Source organism: Nocardiopsis sp. CNZ308, assembly GCF_004217075.1.
Window position 1 is genome coordinate 489,086 of the sequence record NZ_SHKJ01000001.1, and the last position, 17,026, is coordinate 506,111.

The 17,026-nt window shown below is 71.8% G+C and carries 15 protein-coding genes; 5 read left to right on the forward strand and 10 right to left on the reverse strand.

The annotated features are described in order from the left end of the window. Nucleotides 1–327: 327 nt before the first annotated feature. The 7 genes from hisF to hisD form a co-directional block, all read right to left on the reverse strand. On the reverse strand, nucleotides 328–1,101 hold the full coding sequence (gene hisF, locus EV372_RS02085; RefSeq protein WP_130394618.1) for an imidazole glycerol phosphate synthase subunit HisF: 774 nt from the start codon (nucleotides 1,099–1,101) through the stop codon (nucleotides 328–330). Then, on the reverse strand, nucleotides 1,098–1,859 hold the full coding sequence (gene priA / locus EV372_RS02090) for a bifunctional 1-(5-phosphoribosyl)-5-((5-phosphoribosylamino)methylideneamino)imidazole-4-carboxamide isomerase/phosphoribosylanthranilate isomerase PriA (RefSeq protein ID WP_130394619.1): 762 nt from the start codon (nucleotides 1,857–1,859) through the stop codon (nucleotides 1,098–1,100). The genes hisF and priA overlap by 4 nt, the downstream gene beginning before the upstream one ends. A 76-nt stretch (nucleotides 1,860–1,935) precedes the next feature. After that, nucleotides 1,936–2,595, reverse strand: coding sequence for an imidazole glycerol phosphate synthase subunit HisH (hisH, locus tag EV372_RS02095; RefSeq protein WP_130394620.1), 660 nt, complete (start codon nucleotides 2,593–2,595; stop codon nucleotides 1,936–1,938). Between the two features lie 17 nt (nucleotides 2,596–2,612). Beyond that, nucleotides 2,613–2,774, reverse strand: coding sequence for a hypothetical protein (locus EV372_RS28955; RefSeq protein WP_013154204.1), 162 nt, complete (start codon nucleotides 2,772–2,774; stop codon nucleotides 2,613–2,615). Then, complete coding sequence (gene hisB / locus EV372_RS02100; RefSeq protein ID WP_026338663.1) at nucleotides 2,775–3,368, reverse strand: imidazoleglycerol-phosphate dehydratase HisB; 594 nt, start codon at nucleotides 3,366–3,368, stop codon at nucleotides 2,775–2,777. It lies immediately after the preceding gene. Between the two features lie 87 nt (nucleotides 3,369–3,455). After that, nucleotides 3,456–4,538 carry a histidinol-phosphate transaminase gene (locus EV372_RS02105; protein WP_130394621.1) on the reverse strand — a complete coding sequence of 361 codons (1,083 nt, stop codon included), beginning with the start codon at nucleotides 4,536–4,538 and terminating at the stop codon, nucleotides 3,456–3,458. Nucleotides 4,539–4,646: 108 nt separating this feature from the next. After that, nucleotides 4,647–5,942, reverse strand: coding sequence for a histidinol dehydrogenase (gene hisD / locus EV372_RS02110; RefSeq protein WP_197044349.1), 1,296 nt, complete (start codon nucleotides 5,940–5,942; stop codon nucleotides 4,647–4,649). A gap of 248 nt (nucleotides 5,943–6,190) precedes the next feature. Here hisD and EV372_RS02115 point away from each other — a divergent pair, with 248 nt between their 5' ends. The 4 genes from EV372_RS02115 to EV372_RS02130 all read left to right on the forward strand — a co-directional run bounded on the left by EV372_RS02115 (nucleotide 6,191) and on the right by EV372_RS02130 (nucleotide 10,278). Beyond that, a complete protein-coding gene (locus EV372_RS02115) occupies nucleotides 6,191–6,751 on the forward strand; it encodes a ferritin (protein WP_019610981.1) in 561 nt (186 codons plus the stop codon). A gap of 100 nt (nucleotides 6,752–6,851) precedes the next feature. Beyond that, on the forward strand, nucleotides 6,852–7,628 hold the full coding sequence (locus EV372_RS02120) for an LON peptidase substrate-binding domain-containing protein (protein WP_130394622.1): 777 nt from the start codon (nucleotides 6,852–6,854) through the stop codon (nucleotides 7,626–7,628). Between the two features lie 221 nt (nucleotides 7,629–7,849). After that, nucleotides 7,850–8,335, forward strand: a complete 486-nt coding sequence (gene ybaK, locus EV372_RS02125; RefSeq protein ID WP_082166789.1) for a Cys-tRNA(Pro) deacylase — start codon at nucleotides 7,850–7,852, stop codon at nucleotides 8,333–8,335. Nucleotides 8,336–8,409: 74 nt separating this feature from the next. Then, nucleotides 8,410–10,278: an AMP-dependent synthetase/ligase gene (locus EV372_RS02130; protein WP_130394623.1), complete on the forward strand. Its 1,869-nt coding sequence runs from the start codon at nucleotides 8,410–8,412 to the stop codon at nucleotides 10,276–10,278. Nucleotides 10,279–10,298: 20 nt separating this feature from the next. On the opposite strand, the gene EV372_RS02135 is transcribed toward EV372_RS02130, so the two are convergent. Continuing rightward, nucleotides 10,299–11,012, reverse strand: coding sequence for a hypothetical protein (locus EV372_RS02135; RefSeq protein WP_130394624.1), 714 nt, complete (start codon nucleotides 11,010–11,012; stop codon nucleotides 10,299–10,301). Nucleotides 11,013–11,092: 80 nt separating this feature from the next. Between EV372_RS02135 and EV372_RS02140 the strand changes: the two genes are divergently transcribed. After that, nucleotides 11,093–11,632 (forward strand): DinB family protein, encoded by a 540-nt coding sequence (locus EV372_RS02140; protein ID WP_130394625.1) that lies wholly within the window; start codon nucleotides 11,093–11,095, stop codon nucleotides 11,630–11,632. A gap of 221 nt (nucleotides 11,633–11,853) precedes the next feature. Here EV372_RS02140 and EV372_RS02145 read toward each other — a convergent pair whose 3' ends face one another. Beyond that, a complete protein-coding gene (locus EV372_RS02145; protein WP_130394626.1) occupies nucleotides 11,854–12,702 on the reverse strand; it encodes a PadR family transcriptional regulator in 849 nt (282 codons plus the stop codon). Between the two features lie 160 nt (nucleotides 12,703–12,862). Further along, the gene (gene dnaE, locus EV372_RS02150) at nucleotides 12,863–16,423 is read right to left on the reverse strand and encodes a DNA polymerase III subunit alpha (protein WP_130394627.1); all 3,561 of its coding nucleotides are present in this window, start codon (nucleotides 16,421–16,423) and stop codon (nucleotides 12,863–12,865) included. Between the last annotated feature and the right edge of the window lie 603 nt (nucleotides 16,424–17,026).

The following is a 17,026-nucleotide window of genomic DNA, read 5'->3' on the forward strand; positions in this document are numbered from 1 at the left end:
GTGTTACACACTGTTCGATGTGTGAGACACGCATCACGTTCACAAAATGCACGCCAATGCCACCAAAAGGACATAGTTCTCTGTCCTTGTCCCGTTTTCTCAGCACATGGGCCAACCGATTCGACGGTGTGCGCGTGTACCGGGCCACGGGGCGCGACCGGGTCCCGGCCGGAGGCGGGGCCGCGGAACACGGGGGTTCGGACACGAGCGGGCCGGACACGCAAGGGTCGGACACACAAGGGGCCGGACACGCGAAAGGCCCCCGCGCGCTCGCGTGCGCGCGGAGGCCGTGTACCCGGAAGCGGCCGGGGCCGGGCCCCGCGCCGATCAGCGGACGGGGTGGCCCGCCTCGCGCAGGCTCTTCTTGACGTCGGCGATGGTGAACTGCCCGAAGTGGAAGACCGTCGCGGCCAGCACCGCGTCCGCGCCCGCCTCCACGGCCGGGGCGAAGTGCTCCACCGCGCCCGCGCCTCCGGAGGCGATCAGCGGCACTTCCACCCGCGAGCGCACCGCCCGGATCAGCTCCAGGTCGAAGCCCGACCGGGTGCCGTCGGCGTCCATCGAGTTGAGCAGGATCTCCCCCGCCCCCAGCTCGGCCGCGCGCTCGCACCACTCCAGGGCGTCGACCCCGGCGCTGCGGCGCCCGCCGTGCGTGGTGACCTCGAACCCGCTCGGGGTCGGCCGCCCGTCCTCGCGCACCCGGCGCACGTCGGCGGAGAGCACCAGCACCTGGCGGCCGAAGCGCTCGGCGATCTCCCCGATGAGTTCGGGCCGGGCGATGGCGGCGGTGTTGACGCCCACCTTGTCCGCGCCCGCGCGCAGCAGCCGGTCCACGTCGTCGGGGGTGCGCACCCCGCCGCCCACGGTCAGCGGGATGAACACCTGGTCGGCGGTGCGGCGCACCACGTCGTAGGTGGTCTCGCGGTCGCCGCTGGAGGCGGTGACGTCGAGGAAGGTGAGCTCGTCGGCGCCGTCGGCGTCGTAGGTGCCCGCCAGCTCCACCGGGTCGCCCGCGTCGCGCAGGTTCTCGAAGTTGACGCCCTTGACCACCCGCCCGGCGTCCACGTCCAGGCAGGGGATGACGCGCACCGACACGCTCACGGCCGCACGCTCCCCGCCTCGCGCACCGTGGCCAGGGCGTCCTCCAGGGTGAAGGCGCCCTCGTACAGCGCGGTTCCCATGATGGCGCCCTCCACGCCCAGCGGCACCAGCGTGGCGATCGCCCGCAGGTCCTCCAGGCTGGAGACGCCGCCGCTGGCCACCACCGGCTTGTCGGTGCGCTCGCACACGGTGCGCAGCAGGTCCAGGTTGGGGCCCTTGAGGGTGCCGTCCTTCTGGACGTCGGTGACGACGTAGCGGGCGCAGCCCTCCGACTCCAGGCGCTCCAGGGTCTGCATGAGGTCGCCGCCGTCGCGGGTCCAGCCGCGCGCGGCCAGGGTGGTGCCGCGCACGTCCAGGCCGATCGCGATCCGGTCGCCGTGCTCGGCGATGATCCTGGCGCACCACTCGGGGTTCTCCAGGGCCGCGGTGCCGATGTTGACCCGCCTGCACCCGGTGGACAGGGCCGCGGCCAGCGACTCGTCGTCGCGGATGCCGCCGGACATCTCGACCTTGACGTCGAGGCGGCCCACGATGTCGCGCAGCAGGTCGCGGTTGTGGCCGCGGCCGAACGCGGCGTCCAGGTCCACCAGGTGGATCCACTCGGCACCGGCGGACTGCCAGGCCAGGGCCGCCTCGAAGGGGTCGCCGTACTGCCCGCCGGAGCCCGCCTTGCCCTGGACGAGCTGGACGGCCTGGCCGCCCGCCACGTCCACGGCGGGCAGCAGTTCGAGTACGGGGGTGGTGGTCTCGCCGGTCATGGAGTCATCTCGTTCTCGTCGGTCGGAAGGTCTTCGGGAGCGGTGGCGGGCCGGGCGCGGCCCCGGCGGACACCGGTCAGAGGGTGTCCACCCAGTTGGCCAGGATGCGGGCGCCCGTGTCGCCGGACTTCTCCGGGTGGAACTGGGTGGCCCACAGGGGTCCGTTCTCGACGGCGGCCACGAACGGCTCGCCGTGCTCGGCCCAGGTCACCCCGGGCGCCGGGATGCGCTCGTTGGTGGGCGTGAACTCCCACTCGCGCACGGCGTAGGAGTGCACGAAGTAGAAGCGGTCCTCGGGACCGATCCCGGCGAAGAGCCGGGTGTCCTCGGGTGGGCGGACGGTGTTCCAGCCCATGTGCGGAACGACCGGTGCGCGCAGGCGGTCCACCGTTCCGGGCCACTCGCCGCAGCCCTCGGTGACCTCCTCCTCCGCCTCGGCGTCGGAGTCGGCGCGCTCCACCCCCCGGTCGAAGAGCACCTGCATCCCCACGCAGATGCCCAGGACCGGGCGCCCCCCGGCCACGCGCCTGCCGATGATCCGGTCGCCGCCCGCGGCCCGGAGGCTGGACATGCAGGCGCTGAACGCGCCCACGCCCGGGACGACGAGGCCGTCCGCGTCGAGGGCGGCGTGCGGGTCGGAGGTGACGGTGACGTCGGCTCCGGTGCGCTCCATCGCGCGCTGCGCCGAGCGCAGGTTGCCGGAGCCGTAGTCGAAGACGACCACTCGTGACGGCATGGTGCTGCCCTTCCCCTTCAGAAGTAGTCCAGGCGCAGTACGCCGGAGGCCAGCGCGAGCGCCGTGCATCCGGCCAGGACGACGGCGAGGGGCCGGTTGACCCTCCACAGGGCGTACGCGCCCCCGGCGAGGAAGCCCCCGAGCACGATGAGGGCGATCCCCCACAGGTATCCGTCCATCTACAGGGCGCCCTTGGTGGACGGGATGCCGCTGACGCGCGGGTCGTCCTCGGTGGCCGCGCGCAGGGCGCGGGCCAGCGCCTTGAACTGGCACTCGACGATGTGGTGGGCGTTGCGGCCGTAGGGCACGCGCACGTGCAGGGCGACGCGGGCCTGGGCCACGAACGACTCCAGGATGTGGCGGGTCATGGTGGTGTCGTAGTCACGGCCGATCAGCGGGGCCATGCCCTCGGGCTCGCTGTGCACGAGGTAGGGGCGGCCGGAGACGTCGACGGTGACCTCGGCCAGGGCCTCGTCCAGGGGCACCTTGGCGTCGGCGAAGCGGCGGATGCCGCGCTTGTCGCCCAGGGCCTCGCGGAAGGCCGCGCCCAGGGCCAGGGCGGTGTCCTCCATGGTGTGGTGGGAGTCGATGTGCAGGTCGCCCTCGGTGCGCACGGTCAGGTCGAACAGGCCGTGCTTGGCGAGCTGGTCCAGCATGTGGTCGAAGAAGCCGACGCCGGTGGAGACGTCGGCGACTCCGGTTCCGTCCAGGTCGATCTCGACCAGGACCTTGGTTTCCTTGGTGGTGCGCTCGACGCGTCCGGTGCGGCTCATGGTGGTGGGACTTCCTCGCTCGGTGCGGTGGGTGCGGGGCCCGTCCGGGCCGGGCCCGGCGGCGGTCTCGGGGGCGGCGGGCACGACTCAGCGTCCGGTGGCGCTGAGCAGGGCCCGGCGGAAGGCGGCCATCTCCTCCGGGGTTCCGACGCTGACGCGCAGCCACCCGGGCGGGCCGGTCTCACGGATGAGGACCTGCTGGTCGAGCATGTCCTGCCAGACGCGGGTGCGGTCCTCGAACTCGCCGAACAGGACGAAGTTGGCGTCGGACTCGGCGACCGAGAAGCCGTGCCCGCGCAGCCAGGCGACCAGGGAGTCGCGTTCGGCGCGCAGGTCGGCGACGGCGGCGAGGAGTTCGTCGGCGTGGTCGAGCGCGGTGAGCGCGACCGTCTGGGTGACGGCGGACAGGTGGTAGGGCAGGCGGACCAGCTGGAGGGCCTCGACCACGGCCGGGTGGGCGGCCAGGTAGCCCACGCGCGCCCCGGCCAGGGCGAAGGCCTTGGACATGGTGCGCGAGACGACGAGCCTGGGGTGGTCGGACAGCAGGCTCAGCGCGCTGGGCGTGCCCTCGCGGCGGAACTCGGCGTAGGCCTCGTCCACGACCACGACACCGGGGGCCGCCGCCAGGACGCGCTCTGTGTCGGCCAGCTCCAGGGCGGTGCCGGTGGGGTTGTTGGGCGAGGTGAGGAAGACGACGCTGGGCTGGTGCTCGGCGATGGCGGCCAGGGCGGCGTCCACGTCGACGCGGAAGTCGGCTCCGCGCGGCACGGACACCCAGGCGGTGCCGGTGCCCCGGGAGATGATCGGGTGCATGGAGTAGGACGGCTCGAAGCCCATAGCGGACCGGCCGGGGCCGCCGAAGGCCTGGAGGATCTGCTGGAGGACCTCGTTGGAGCCGTTGGCCGCCCACACCTGGTCGGCGGTCAGGCCGTGGCCGAGGTAGGCGGCCAGGCCCTCGCGCAGGCGGACCGCGTCCCGGTCGGGGTAGCGGTTGAGGCCCAGGGCGGTGTCGGCGACCGCCTCGGCCAGCGCCTTGGCCAGGCGCGACGAGGGCGGGTGCGGGTTCTCGTTGGTGTTGAGCACCACGGGCACGTCCAGCTGCGGCGCGCCGTAGGGCGAGCGGCCGCGCAGGTCGTCGCGCAGGGGCAGGTCGTTCAGGGTGAAGCTCACGGTTGCACGCTCATGGTCGGTCGGAGGCGGGCGGGGCGTGCGGATCGCGGCCGGTGCGGCCGCGGGGCCCGCGCGCCCGGGTTCCCGCCGGGCGGGTGGCCTTCGGGCTCAGGCCGGGTCCGTGCGCGCGGCGACGGCCTCGCCGTGCGCGGGCAGGTCCTCGGCGTTGGCCAGGGCGATGACGTGGTGGGCGACGTCGGTCAGCGCCTCGCGGTCGTACTCGACCACGTGCACGCCGCGCAGGAAGGTCTGCACGCTCAGGCCGCCGGTGTGGCAGGCGCAGCCGCCGGTGGGCAGCACGTGGTTGGACCCGGCCGCGTAGTCGCCCAGGGAGACCGGCGAGAAGTCGCCGACGAAGATCGCGCCCGCGTTGCGCACGCGCGCGGCCCACGCGGCGGCGTCGGCGGTCATGACCTCCAGGTGCTCGGCGGCGTAGGCGTTGACGACGGCGAGGCCGTGGTCGAGGTCGTCGACCAGGACGATGCCGGACTGCGGGCCGGACAGGGCCTCGCGGACGCGGTCGCCGTGCTTGGTGGCGGCCACGCGGGCGGCGAGGCGGTCGGTGACCGCCTCGGCGAGCGCCTCGTCCGGGGTGACCAGGACGGAGGCGGCGACGACGTCGTGCTCGGCCTGGCTGATCAGGTCGGCGGCGACGTAGTCGGGGTTGGCGGTGGCGTCGGCGAGGATCGCGATCTCGGTGGGACCGGCCTCGGCGTCGATGCCGATGACGCCCTTGAGCAGGCGCTTGGCCGCGGCCACCCAGATGTTGCCGGGGCCGGTGACCATGTCGGCGCGCTCACAGGGGCCCGCGCCGTAGGCGAACATGGCGATCGCCTGGGCGCCGCCGACGGCGTAGACCTCGTCGACGCCGAGCAGGGCGCAGGCGGCGAGGATGGTCGGGTGGGGCAGCCCGCCGAAGGCGCTCTGGGGCGGTGAGGTGACCGCCAGGGAGCGCACCCCCGCCTCCTGGGCGGGGACGACGTTCATGACGACGCTGGAGGGGTAGACGGCCCGGCCGCCCGGCACGTAGAGGCCGACGCGGTCGACGGGGATCCACTTCTCGGTGACGGTGCCCCCGGGCACGACGCGGGTGGTGTGGTCGGTGCGGCGCTGGTCGCGGTGGACCGCGCGGGCGCGGCGGATGGACTCCTCCAGCGCGGCGCGCACAGCGGGGTCGAGGCCGTCCAGGGCGGCCTCGATCGCGTCCTTGGGCACGCGGATGTCGGTCAGTCTGACGCCGTCGAAGCGCTCGGTGAGTTCGACCAGGGCCTCGACACCGCGATGGCGCACGTCCTCGCACAGGGGGCGTACGCGCTCGGCGGCGGCCGCCACGTCCAGTTCCGCGCGCGGAAGGGCCTGACGCGGGTCGCCTTGGGTGCCTCGGAGGTCGATTCGACTGATCACGGTCCCAGTCTAGGGGGAAGTGCCCATTCGGTGGGCGGCGCCGTCCGGATGATGGACGCCACACGCGCCACCGGCGGGTACGCGTCGGCCCGGGAGGGTGCCGACGGGGTGGAACACGTTACGCCCGAATAAGTGCGGCCTAAGTTTGGGACACCTAACCTTATTAACCTTCAGAAAGGCTTGCCTAAGAAATTCGAGTCACACTGATAAATGTCGCGAAATGCTTTTCCATGCGTTATCGTGTACTCATGACTTCGAACAAGAGCAGCGATATCGGCCTTTCCAAGTTCCACCGGCTCCTCGTCGACCAGGTGCGGCACGAGTTCACGGCCTCCCACCAGTACGTGGCCATCGCCGCCTGGTTCGACGACCACGACCTGCCCCAGTTGGCGCGGGTCTTCTACGAGCAGTCCCTGGAGGAGCGCGACCACGCGATGATGATCGTGCGGTTCCTCCTGGACACCGACGTCCCGTTCTCCCTCCCGGGCGTGGACGAGATCGAGACCGATTTCGCCGTGCCCCGCGACCTGGTCGCCCTGGCCCTTCGCCAGGAGCGCGAGGTGACCGACCAGTTCCAGCGCCTGGCCAAGGTCGCCCGGGACGAGGACGACTACACCGGCGAGCAGTTCCTCCAGTGGTTCATCCAGGAGCAGACCGAGGAGGTCGCCAAGATGTCGACCCTCCTCAACGTGGTGGACCGCGCCAACGGCAACCTGTTCCACGTGGAGGACTTCGTCGCCCGGGACATGCCCAGCGAGGACAGCGGCAGCCAGGGCGCGCCCGGCACCGCCGGCCCGTCGGTCTCCTGACCCCGGGTCCCGGCCCGCGGGCCTCGGGGGCCGGGACCGGCCGGGGACGCGCCGCCGGTTTCGGCGCCCGCGTTCCCGGCATGAGGGGCATACTGGAACCATGCCCTTGGCCCTGCCGATCTTCCCGTTGAACACCGTGCTGTTCCCCGGTATGACCGTCCCCCTGCACGTCTTCGAGCGGCGCTACCGCCGCCTGGTCGCGGAGCTGCTCGGGCCCACCTTCGCCCAGGGGGACGAGAGCGGGCGCGGCCGGGGCCCGCTCCGGTTCGGCGTCGTGTGGATCGAACTGGGCCAGGAGGTGGCCTCCGAGTCCGGCCAGGGCTCCGGCGGCGCCGACACCGGGATCCCCACCACGGGAGGACCGGGCACCTCGCTGCCCCGGATCAGCGCGACCGGATGCACCGCCCTGGTACGCGACGTGCGCACCTACGAGGACGGCCGCTACGACCTGGTCGTCGAGGGCGGCGCGCGGTTCTCCATCACCGACCTGTCGGAGGTGGACGCCTCCTCCCCCGAGGAGTACTCGACCGCGTCGGTGGCCTTCCTGCCCGAGCCGACCGGCCCGGACGTGGAGGAGCACGCCGAGCGCGTGCGCGATCTGTTCGGGACCTACTCCCAGCGCCTGGCCTCGATCGGGATGTCGCCGGACGCCTCGCCCGAGCTGCCCAAGGACCCCATCGCGCTGTCCTACGCGGTGGCCGCGGCCGCGGTCCTGGACCAGGCGGAGAAGCAGCGGATGCTGGAGGCCGAGGACGCCGCGACCCGGCTGGCCGTGACAGCCCGCTTCCTGCGCCGGGAGAACCGCATCGTGGCCGCTCCCACCCTGCCCAACCTCCCCGCGGGCCCCTTCCTCAACAACGGCGTGTCGTTCAACTAGGGGGCCGAGCGGCGCGTTCACCGGCCCCTTTCCGGGTCGAAGGGCCCGATACCGGTGTCCAACGGAGGAAACACCGGCTTTCCCCGCACGCCTGCGCGCGACCCGGCCCCGTGTTGGCCTAGCCTGCTGTGCGAACCGGTGCGGCGTGCCCGGGGCCCGATCCGGGCTGTTGCGACGCCCGCACCAGCGCGTTCGCGCGCGGAGAAGGAACCAGGTACCCAATGAGCGCAAAAGCCACACCCGCGACCGTGGCCGCCGGACGGACCAAGACCACGTACACGCTGCACCCCTACGAGGTGGACGGCTCCTCGGACGGGCACTCCTACGGCACCGACGCGGCCGACGCGCTCGGTGTCCCCCACGAGCACGTCTTCAAGACCCTGATCGCCGAGGTGGACGGACAGCTCACCGTCGGGGTGGTGCCCGTCAGCACCACGCTCGACCTCAAGGCGCTGGCCGCCGCGGTCGGCGGCAAGAGGGCCGCCATGGCCGACGCGGCACTGGCCGAGAAGGCCACCGGGTACGTGCGCGGCGGGATCAGCCCCCTGGGCCAGCGCAAGCGCCTGCGCACCGTGATCGACGCGTCGGTCACCGAACTGCCCACGGTCTACGTCTCGGCCGGGCGGCGGGGACTCCAGATGGAGCTCAAGCCCCGTGACCTGATCACGCTCACCGAGGCGGTCACCGCGCCCATCGGCGCCTCCTGACCCGCGACGGGGACCGTTTCCGGGGGCGTGCACGGGCTGTTGCCGGGTTAGCTACCCAGGGGTAGTTTCGTGACATGAGTAACATTTCATCCCCCTTTTCCTCCGTCCCCGGTATGTTCCTCTCCCGCGTCGCCGAGTCCCCCGACTCCGAGGCGTTCAGCTACCCCCTTCCCGGCGCGTCCGGCGCCCCCGAGAAGTGGGAGACCCTCACCTGGTCCCAGACCCGCGACCGGGTGCGCGACATCGCGCTGGGCCTGCACGACCTGGGCGTGACCCCCCAGGCCCGGTGCGCGATCGTCTCCAGCACGCGCGTGGAGTGGATCCTCGCCGACATGGCCGTGCTGTGCGCGGGCGGCGCCTCCACCACCGTCTACCCCTCCTCCACCCCGCCCGACTGCGCCTTCATCGTCTCCGACTCGGGCAGCATGGTGGCCTTCGCCGAGAACGACGAGCAGGTCGCCAAGCTGGTCGACCAGCGCGCGCGGATGCCGGGGCTGTCGCGGGTGATCGCCTTCGAGGGCGCGGCCGGGGGCGAGGACGACTGGGTGATGTCCCTGGAGGAGCTGGCCGCCCGGGGCGCCGAACTCCACGACCGGGACCCCGACCTGTTCGAGGCGCTGGTCGCGGCGGTCGCACCCGACCACCTGGCCACGCTGATCTACACCTCCGGCACCACGGGCAGACCCAAGGGCGTGCGGCTGGACCACGCGAACTGGCTCTACGAGTCCCAGGCCATGGCGGACCTGGACACCGAACTGCGCGCGCAGGGCTGGGACCTGATGGGCCCCGACGACGTCCAGTACCTGTGGCTGCCGCTGTCGCACGTGTTCGGCAAGCTCATGCAGGTCAGCCAGCTGCGGATCGGCTTCCGGACCGCCGTGGACGGCCGCCCCGACCGGATCGTGGACAACCTGGCCGTCGTGCGGCCCACCTTCATGGCCGCCGCCCCGCGCATCTTCGAGAAGGTGTACAACCGCGTGGTCATGCAGGCCAGGGAGGGCGGCGCGGCCAGGTACCGGATCTTCCGGTGGGCCGCGGGGGTGGGCGACCGGGTCGCCCGGCTCAAGGAGGAGGGACGCGAACCCACGGGCCTGCTCGCCGCGCAGTACCGGATCGCCGACAGGCTCGTGTTCGCCAGGCTGCGGGCGCGCTTCGGGGAGCGGCTGAAGTTCTTCATCTCCGGCAGCGCGCCGCTGTCCCCCGAGATCGGCCGGTTCTTCTACGGCGCCGGGATCGTCATCCTGGAGGGTTACGGGCTCACCGAGACCAGCGCAGGGACGTTCGTCAACCGGCCCGGCGACGTGCGGTTCGGCACGGTCGGGCTGCCCATGCCCGGCACCGAGGTGCGCATCGCCGAGGACGGCGAGATCCTCATCCGGGGCGGCGGCGTGATGCGCGGCTACCACAACCTCTCCGGCGCCACGGAGGAGGTGCTCACCCCGGAGGGCTGGTTCGCCACCGGGGACATCGGCGCCCTGGAGAACGGCCGCCTGCGCATCACCGACCGCAAGAAGGAGCTGATCAAGACCTCCGGCGGCAAGTACGTGGCGCCCCAGAGCATCGAGAGCCGCTTCAAGGCGCTGTGCCCCTACGTCAGCAACCTGGTCGTGCACGGCGACCGGCGCCCCTACTGCGTGGCGCTGGTGGCCCTGGACCCCGAGGCGATCGACGCGTGGGCGGCGGAGCACGGACTGGGCCACCTCGACTACACGGGCCTGACGCGGGAGCCCAGGGTCCGGGAGATGGTGCAGGAGGCCGTCGACGAGCTCAACAGGGGGCTGCCCCGGCACGAGACCGTGAAGAGGTTCGCGATCCTGCCGAGCGACCTGACTGTCGAGGAGGGCGAGATGACGCCCAGCCTGAAGATGCGGCGGCGGGCGGTCGAGGACAAGTACCGCGACCTGCTCGACGGCATGTACGAGGAGACCGTCCGCCGGTTCTGAGGACGGGAGCGGAGGCCGGGTCAGGGTCGGCCGCGGGGGTCCTCCGGCCCCGCCGGGTCGCGCTCGGCCGGGACCGGCTCGCCGGGGGGCGGGTGGGCCGCCGGACCCGCGCCCGGGCCGGAGCCGACCGGCGCCGCGGGCCCGGCGTGCTCCTCGGACTCCGGGTCCCGCCGTTCGAACACCTGCCGGGGCACGCCGGGCAGGTCGCGGCGCACGAAGCTGATCGCGTCGAGCAGCCCGTACTGGAGCACGAACACCAGGGGCCAGATCAGCAGGAAGGCGGTCGCGTCGAGCTGGAGCCCGGTCTGGACGGTGGCGCCGGGCTCGGCCGCCTCGACGGCGGCGTGCGCCGGTCCGTCCAGGGCCACACCGACGCGCCAGGTGAGCACGGCCCCGCCCAGCGAGCCGAGGAAGCCCGCGACCAGGCAGACCATGCGCAGGTCCTGGAAGCGGCGGCGCGACAGCGGGAACTGGGCCATGTAGGCGGTGTAGCCCGCGACCAGCCCGGTGAGGGCGGTGATGAGGGCGAACCAGCCCTCGCCCGCGAACACGTCCTCGGTGGTTCCGGTGAAGACCTGCCCCCCGCCCAGCGCGGTGCCCTCCGCGCGCGGTGCCAGACCCCACCACAGCGGTCCCAGGACCGCGCCCAGCAGGAGCAGGGCCCCCAGGACGCACGCCCCCACGACCAGTCGGCGTGTCGGCGCCGACCTCTCCCCCCGGTTGCGGTCCGCCATCTCCCCCACTCTCCCGCGCCCCGTCCCGGCCTGCGGAAAACCAGTGGATACGGGGCATAGCCGGAACGGAGAATACCGGCATGAGTGACAAGAACAGCCCTCTGGCCGTCCCCGGAGTCCAGCGTGTCGACCCGCCCAAGGCCGCCGACGAGCGCACCATGCTCACCAGTTGGCTGGACTGGCACCGCGCCACGGTCCACGCCAAGTGCGCCGGGCTGTCCCCCGAACACGCCACCTCCACCCCCCTGCCGACGTCCCCGCTGATGAGCGTGGGAGCGGTCGTCTCCCATCTGCGCTGGGTGGAGCACGCCTGGTTCGAGGTGATCCTGCTGGGGCTGCCCGACGAGGGCTACGCCACCCCGGAGGACCCCGACGCCGAGTGGCGCCGGGGCGCAGAGGTCCCCCTGGCCCGGCTCCTGGAGGAGTACGAGGCCCAGTGCGCCCGTTCCCGGGAGATCACCGCCCGGCTGGAACTGGGTTCGGGCTCGCGGCGCGCGCACCGCGGCGAGGGGCACACCACGCTGCGGTGGGTGCTGGTGCACATGGTCGAGGAGACCGCCCGCCACAACGGCCACCTGGACGTGCTGCGCGAGCTCGCCGACGGAACGACGGGCGAGTAGGTCCGCGCGTCGGTGACAGGGGGCTTCGGGGTGAAAGACGCGCCCCTCGGGCCGAGGCACCGACGCGCCGGGACACCGACCGGCTGGGCGCTGACAGGCGGAGGCGCTGACGAACAGCGGCGCCGACGGACAGGGGCGCGAACAGGCAGGGGTGCCCGGGGACGCGCTCGCGTTCCCGGGCACCCCTGCGTCGTCGCCGTCACCGGTCGGCGCCCGCCGCCTCAGTCCTCGTCGTCCTCCGCCGCGGCGGAGGCGCTGTCGGCCGCCTCCTCCTCGGCGAGGATGAGGTAGAGGCCCCGCCGGGTCTCGGCCAGGAGCCGTTTGGCCCGCTCCAGCTGGTCGGCGCTGCCCGCCTGGGCGACCTGCGCCGCGGCCGCGGTGAGCTGGTGGGCCAGGGCCGCGATCTCCTCGTACCGGGACCGGCTGTCGGCGTAGGCGTCGGCGACCGCCTCCCAGGGCGGAGTGAGCCCGGCGCCGTGCTCCTCCAGGTGGGCGATGCCCTCCTCGGTGAGCCGGTAGGGGCGGCGGCGCCCCTCGCCCTCCTCCTGGACGACCAGACCCTCGTCCTCCAGCTGCTGGAGCATGGGGTAGACCGAGCCCGGGCTGGGCCGCCACATGCCGCCACTGCGCTCGCGGCCCTCGCGGATGATCTCGTAACCGCTGCGCGGCTCCTCCGCGAGCAGCATCAGGATGCCGGTGCGCACGTCACCCCGCTTGGCGCGGTGCCCGCCCCGGCGCCGACCGCCGGGGCCGCCTCCCGGGCCGAACCCCCCGCCCGGCCCGAAACCGCCGGGGCCGAAACCGCCGGGGCCGAAGCCGCCGAAGGGGTGGTCGTGACCGAAGGGCCCTCCTCCCCAGGGCGGCCCTCCCGGCCCCATCGGGGGCTCGGGGGGCGGAGGCGGGCCGGGCGGACCGAACGCGAACCGCCCGCCGCCTCGCGGACCGCGGTGGCCGGGGTGCTCGGGGTGTCCGTGTCGCTCCTCCTCCGGCCGGCGGCTCCAGGGAAGGCGCGGACGGCGCGGTCCGCGCGCCTCCCAGGACCAGGGGCCGGGAATCGCCATGGCGCTCATGATGTCGTCCTCCTCGATTCGTGCGATACAGAGCGACTATCCTGCTCTGTTCTGATAGCTCAAAGATATATCGCTAACTTCGTCCTGGCAAGAGCGGGCACGAAAAAGGTCCCCGCACGCCCGAGGGCGCGCGGGGACCGCGGGGTCTTGGGGACGCTGGTCAGTAGTCGACCGCGAAGGCCCCCAGCAGGCTCTTGACCTCACCGTTGAACTCCGGGGAGATCCGCACCGAGTAGCGGTCCACGGCGTAGACGCGCGACCGGACCGGGTTGTCCACCCGGATCCGCACGGGGGTGTCCCCCTTGTGCGTGGCCAGCACCTGGCGCAGGTCGCCCACCAGCTCGGGGGTGAGGCGCTCCTCCGCGACCGTCAGCAGCACCGGGGGCTCCCCCTCGGTGACGTGCGAGATGTCCAGGATCGACATCTCCGAGGCGAACATCGACCACGTGCCGTCCCGGTCGTTGAGCCGGCCCTTGACGGTGACCGCGGTGTCCTCCAACAGGGCCTGCACGTACAGCGGATAGGTCTTGGGGAAGAAGAGCACCTCCATCGAGGCGTCCAGGTCCTCGACCGTGGCGATCGCCCACTGGTTGCCCGCCTTGTTGGTGCGCTTGTCCACCTTGGAGATCAGGCCGGAGATGCGCACCTCACCGCGTTCGCGGGCCAGCTCGCCCGCCACGATCTGGGCGATGGAGGTGTCGCGCGAGCGGGCCAGCACCCGCTCGGCACCGGCCAGCGGGTGGCTGGAGACGTACAGGCCCAGCATCTCCCGTTCGAAGGCCAGCTTGGTCTTGCGGTCCCACTCCTCGTCACCCCAGTTGATGTTGAGGCCGATGGGGGTGGAGTCGCCGTCGTCACCGCCGCCGAACAGGTCGAACTGGCCGTGCGCCTCCTGCTTCTTGGAGCTGATCATGCCGTCCACCGCCGTCTCGTGGTGGCGGTACAGCTCACGGCGGGGCTGGCCGAGCGAGTCGAAGCCGCCCGCCTTGATCAGCGACTCGATGACGCGCTTGTTGCAGGCCGCCAGCTCGATCTTGGACAGGAAGTCGGTGAAGGAGCTGAACTTGCCCTTCTCCGTGCGGGTCTTGATGATCGAGTTGACGACGTTGGCGCCGACGTTGCGGACCGCGCCCATACCGAAGCGGATGTCCTTGCCCACCGGGGTGAAGCGCAGACCCGACTCGTTGACGTCGGGGGGCAGCACCTTGATGCCCTGGGTCCGGCACTCGGCCAGGTAGACCGCCATCTTGTCCTTGTCGTCGCTGACCGAGGTCAGCAGCGCGGCCATGTAGGCGGCGGGGTGGTTGGCCTTGAGGTAGGCGGTCCAGTAGGAGACCAGGGCGTACCCGGCGGCGTGCGACTTGTTGAACGCGTACCCGGCGAAGGGCAGCATGACGTCCCACAGCGCCTGCGTGGCCTCCTTGGAGAAGCCTCGGGCCTCGGCCCCGGGGAAGAACTTGGCCTCCTCCTCCTCCAGGGCCTCCTTCTTCTTCTTGCCCATCGCGCGGCGCATCAGGTCGGCGCCGCCCAGGGTGTACCCGGCCAGCTGCTGGGCGATGGCCATGATCTGCTCCTGGTAGACGAGCAGGTGGAAGGTCTCCCCCAGGATCGGCTCCAGAGCGTCCTTGAGCTCCGGGTGGATCGGGGTGACCTCCTGGCGGCCGTTCGAGCGGTCGGCGTAGTCGTTGTGCGCGTTCGCGGCCATCGGACCGGGCCGGTACAGCGACAGCACGGCCGCGATGTCGCCGAACTTCTTGGGCTCCATGCGCTTGAGCAGGTTGCGCATCGCGCCGCCGTCCAGCTGGAACACGCCCAGGGTGTCGCCGCGCGAGAGGAGCTGGTAGGTCTTCCTGTCGTCCAGGGGGAGCTTGCCGAGGTCGATGTCGATCCCCTCGGCCTCCTTGATGGACTTGACCGCGTCGTCCATGATCGTGAGGTTGCGCAGGCCCAGGAAGTCCATCTTGAGCAGGCCCATGTCCTCGCACTGAGGGTAGGGAAAGCCCGTGATGATGGCGCCGTCGGTGTCGCGCTTGTGCAGCGGGATGACGTCGAGCAGGGGTTCCTTGGACAGGATGACGCCCGCGGCGTGCACGCCCGTGCCGCGGGTCAGGCCCTCGATACCGCGCGCGGTCTCCATCACCTTGGCGACCTGCGCGTCGTTGTCGATGAGGTTGCGCAGCTCGGTGGTCTCGCCGTAGCGCTCGTGCTCGGTGTTGGTCACCGCCTCCAGCGGGATCTCCTTGCCGCCGACCGCGGCGGGGAAGGCCTTGGTGATCTGGTCGCCCACCGAGTAGGGCATGCCCAGGATGCGCGTGGAGTCCTTGACCGCGGCCTTGGCCTTGATGGTGCCGAAGGTCAGGATCTGCGCGACGCGCTCGGCGCCGTACAGGCGGGTGACGTACTCGATCATCTCCCCGCGCCGACGCTCGTCGAAGTCCAGGTCGACATCGGGCATGGTGACGCGCTCGGGGTTGAGGAACCGCTCGAACAGCAGCCCGTGCTCCAGCGGGTCCAGGTCGGTGATGCCCAGGACGTAGGCGATCATCGACCCCGCCGCCGAGCCGCGCCCCGGGCCCAGCGCGATGCCGTTCTTGCGCGCGTACTGGCAGATGTCGGCGACCACGAGGAAGTAGGCGGGGAAGCCCATCTCGTTGATGATGCCGAGCTCGAAGTCGACCCGCTGGCGGATCTCGCCGTTGATCCCGTCCGGGTAGCGGGTGGGCAGGAGCCGCTCGACCTCCTTGGCCAGCCAGGAGGCCTGGGTCTCCCCCTCGGGCACGGGGAAGACCGGCATCAGGTCGCGGTGGGCGAACACCGCGTCGTAGGCGCCCGGATCGATGCGCTCGGCCACCAGCAGGGTGTTCCTGCACCCCTGCTCCCACTCCTCGAAGTTGAGGATGCCGCGCATCTCCTCCGCGGACTTGAGGTAGTAGCCCGACCCGTTGAACCGGAACCGGGTGGGGTCGTCCAGGTTCTTGCCCACGCCCACCGCCAGCAGCGCGTCGTGCGCGGAGGCCTGGGACTCGTACACGTAGTGGGAGTCGTTGGTCACCAGCGGCGGGATGTCCAGCTCCCGGCCGACCCTGAGCAGGCCGTCGCGGACCTCCTTCTCGATGGGCACGCCGTGGTCCATCAGCTCCAGGAAGACGTTCTCCTTGCCGAAGATGTCCTGGAGCCCGGCCGCGTAGGCGACGGCCTCCTTCTCCTGGCCCAGCCGCAGCCGCGTCTGCACACCGCCCGAGGGGCAGCCGGTGGAGACGATGATGCCCTCGCTGTACTCCGACATCAGTTCCAGGTCCATGCGGGGCTTCATGTAGTAGCCCTCCATGGACGCCAGCGAGGACATCCGGAACAGGTTGCGCAGGCCCTTCTCGTTCTGCGCCAGCATCGTCATGTGCAGGTAGCGGCCGCCGCCGGAGATGTCCTTGCCGCCCTCCGCCGAGGCGTCGTCGGAGCCGCTGGACCGCCCCCAGAAGACCCGCTTCTTGTGGAAGCGCGACTCGGGTGCGACGTAGGCCTCGATGCCGATGATCGGGGTGACGCCGGTGCCCTTGGACTGCTGGTAGAACTCGTAGGCCCCGAACATGTTGCCGTGGTCGGTCATCGCGACCGCGGGCATGCCCAACCGCGCCGCCTCCTTGAACAGGGGCTTGAGTTTGGCGGCCCCGTCGAGCATCGAGTACTCGGTGTGGACGTGCAGATGGGCGAAGGAGTCGGCCATGGCTCGGGTGCCCCCAGGAGGGTCGGTGGACAGGTGGTGACTCCTGAGCCTACGACTTTCCCGCGACACTCGCAGACCCCTGTGGACAACGTGTCCCGTCCGCCTCCCGGAGCCCTCTCCCGTCCCCCGCACGTGCTTCCACGTTTTCCACAGGCGGGGGTTGGGGGTGGGCGTGGGTGGGGTGGTGATGGTTTCCTGGAAATAGGGGGGATCCCACCCAGTGGGCGTTTCGGTATGCCCTTAAGCGCCCCTCGCCCAACGGGGATAAATAATTGAGGGGCAGGGAGGGGCCGCCCACAGGCCTCTCCCCTACGCCATTCCTGCTGGGGGTTGCTGGCAGCAACGAAAGCGCGCCAGCTGCCGCGAAGTGGAATGGTCTTCGGCAAGCGGCTGGCGGTGGGTCGGGGTGGAGGCGGCCGACGAACAGCGGCACCAAAGGCGGGAGCGACCACCGGAGGGCGACCAACGCCCGGGGCGTGGAGGTGGTCGGGCTCTGCGACGTCGGCACCAACGGCAAGAGGGCCCCCCACCCTCGGGCACCGGCCCCGGCCCCTGGGGTTGGGGCGGCTGGCGGTGACACCAATGGCGAGTTCCCGTTCTGGG

What these genes read in the sequence shown, in the direction of transcription:
- priA (WP_130394619.1), bottom strand. Translation starts at nt 1,859, where the DNA reads ATGACCGGCGAGACCACCACCCCCGTACTCGAACTGCTGCCCGCCGTG.
- hisH (WP_130394620.1), bottom strand. Translation starts at nt 2,595, where the DNA reads ATGCCGTCACGAGTGGTCGTCTTCGACTACGGCTCCGGCAACCTGCGC.
- EV372_RS28955 (WP_013154204.1), bottom strand. Translation starts at nt 2,774, where the DNA reads ATGGACGGATACCTGTGGGGGATCGCCCTCATCGTGCTCGGGGGCTTC.
- hisB (WP_026338663.1), bottom strand. Translation starts at nt 3,368, where the DNA reads ATGAGCCGCACCGGACGCGTCGAGCGCACCACCAAGGAAACCAAGGTC.
- EV372_RS02115 (WP_019610981.1), top strand. Translation starts at nt 6,191, where the DNA reads ATGACTTCGAACAAGAGCAGCGATATCGGCCTTTCCAAGTTCCACCGG.
- EV372_RS02120 (WP_130394622.1), top strand. Translation starts at nt 6,852, where the DNA reads ATGCCCTTGGCCCTGCCGATCTTCCCGTTGAACACCGTGCTGTTCCCC.
- ybaK (WP_082166789.1), top strand. Translation starts at nt 7,850, where the DNA reads ATGAGCGCAAAAGCCACACCCGCGACCGTGGCCGCCGGACGGACCAAG.
- EV372_RS02130 (WP_130394623.1), top strand. Translation starts at nt 8,410, where the DNA reads ATGAGTAACATTTCATCCCCCTTTTCCTCCGTCCCCGGTATGTTCCTC.
- EV372_RS02135 (WP_130394624.1), bottom strand. Translation starts at nt 11,012, where the DNA reads ATGGCGGACCGCAACCGGGGGGAGAGGTCGGCGCCGACACGCCGACTG.
- EV372_RS02140 (WP_130394625.1), top strand. Translation starts at nt 11,093, where the DNA reads ATGAGTGACAAGAACAGCCCTCTGGCCGTCCCCGGAGTCCAGCGTGTC.
- EV372_RS02145 (WP_130394626.1), bottom strand. Translation starts at nt 12,702, where the DNA reads ATGAGCGCCATGGCGATTCCCGGCCCCTGGTCCTGGGAGGCGCGCGGA.
- dnaE (WP_130394627.1), bottom strand. Translation starts at nt 16,423, where the DNA reads ATGGCCGACTCCTTCGCCCATCTGCACGTCCACACCGAGTACTCGATG.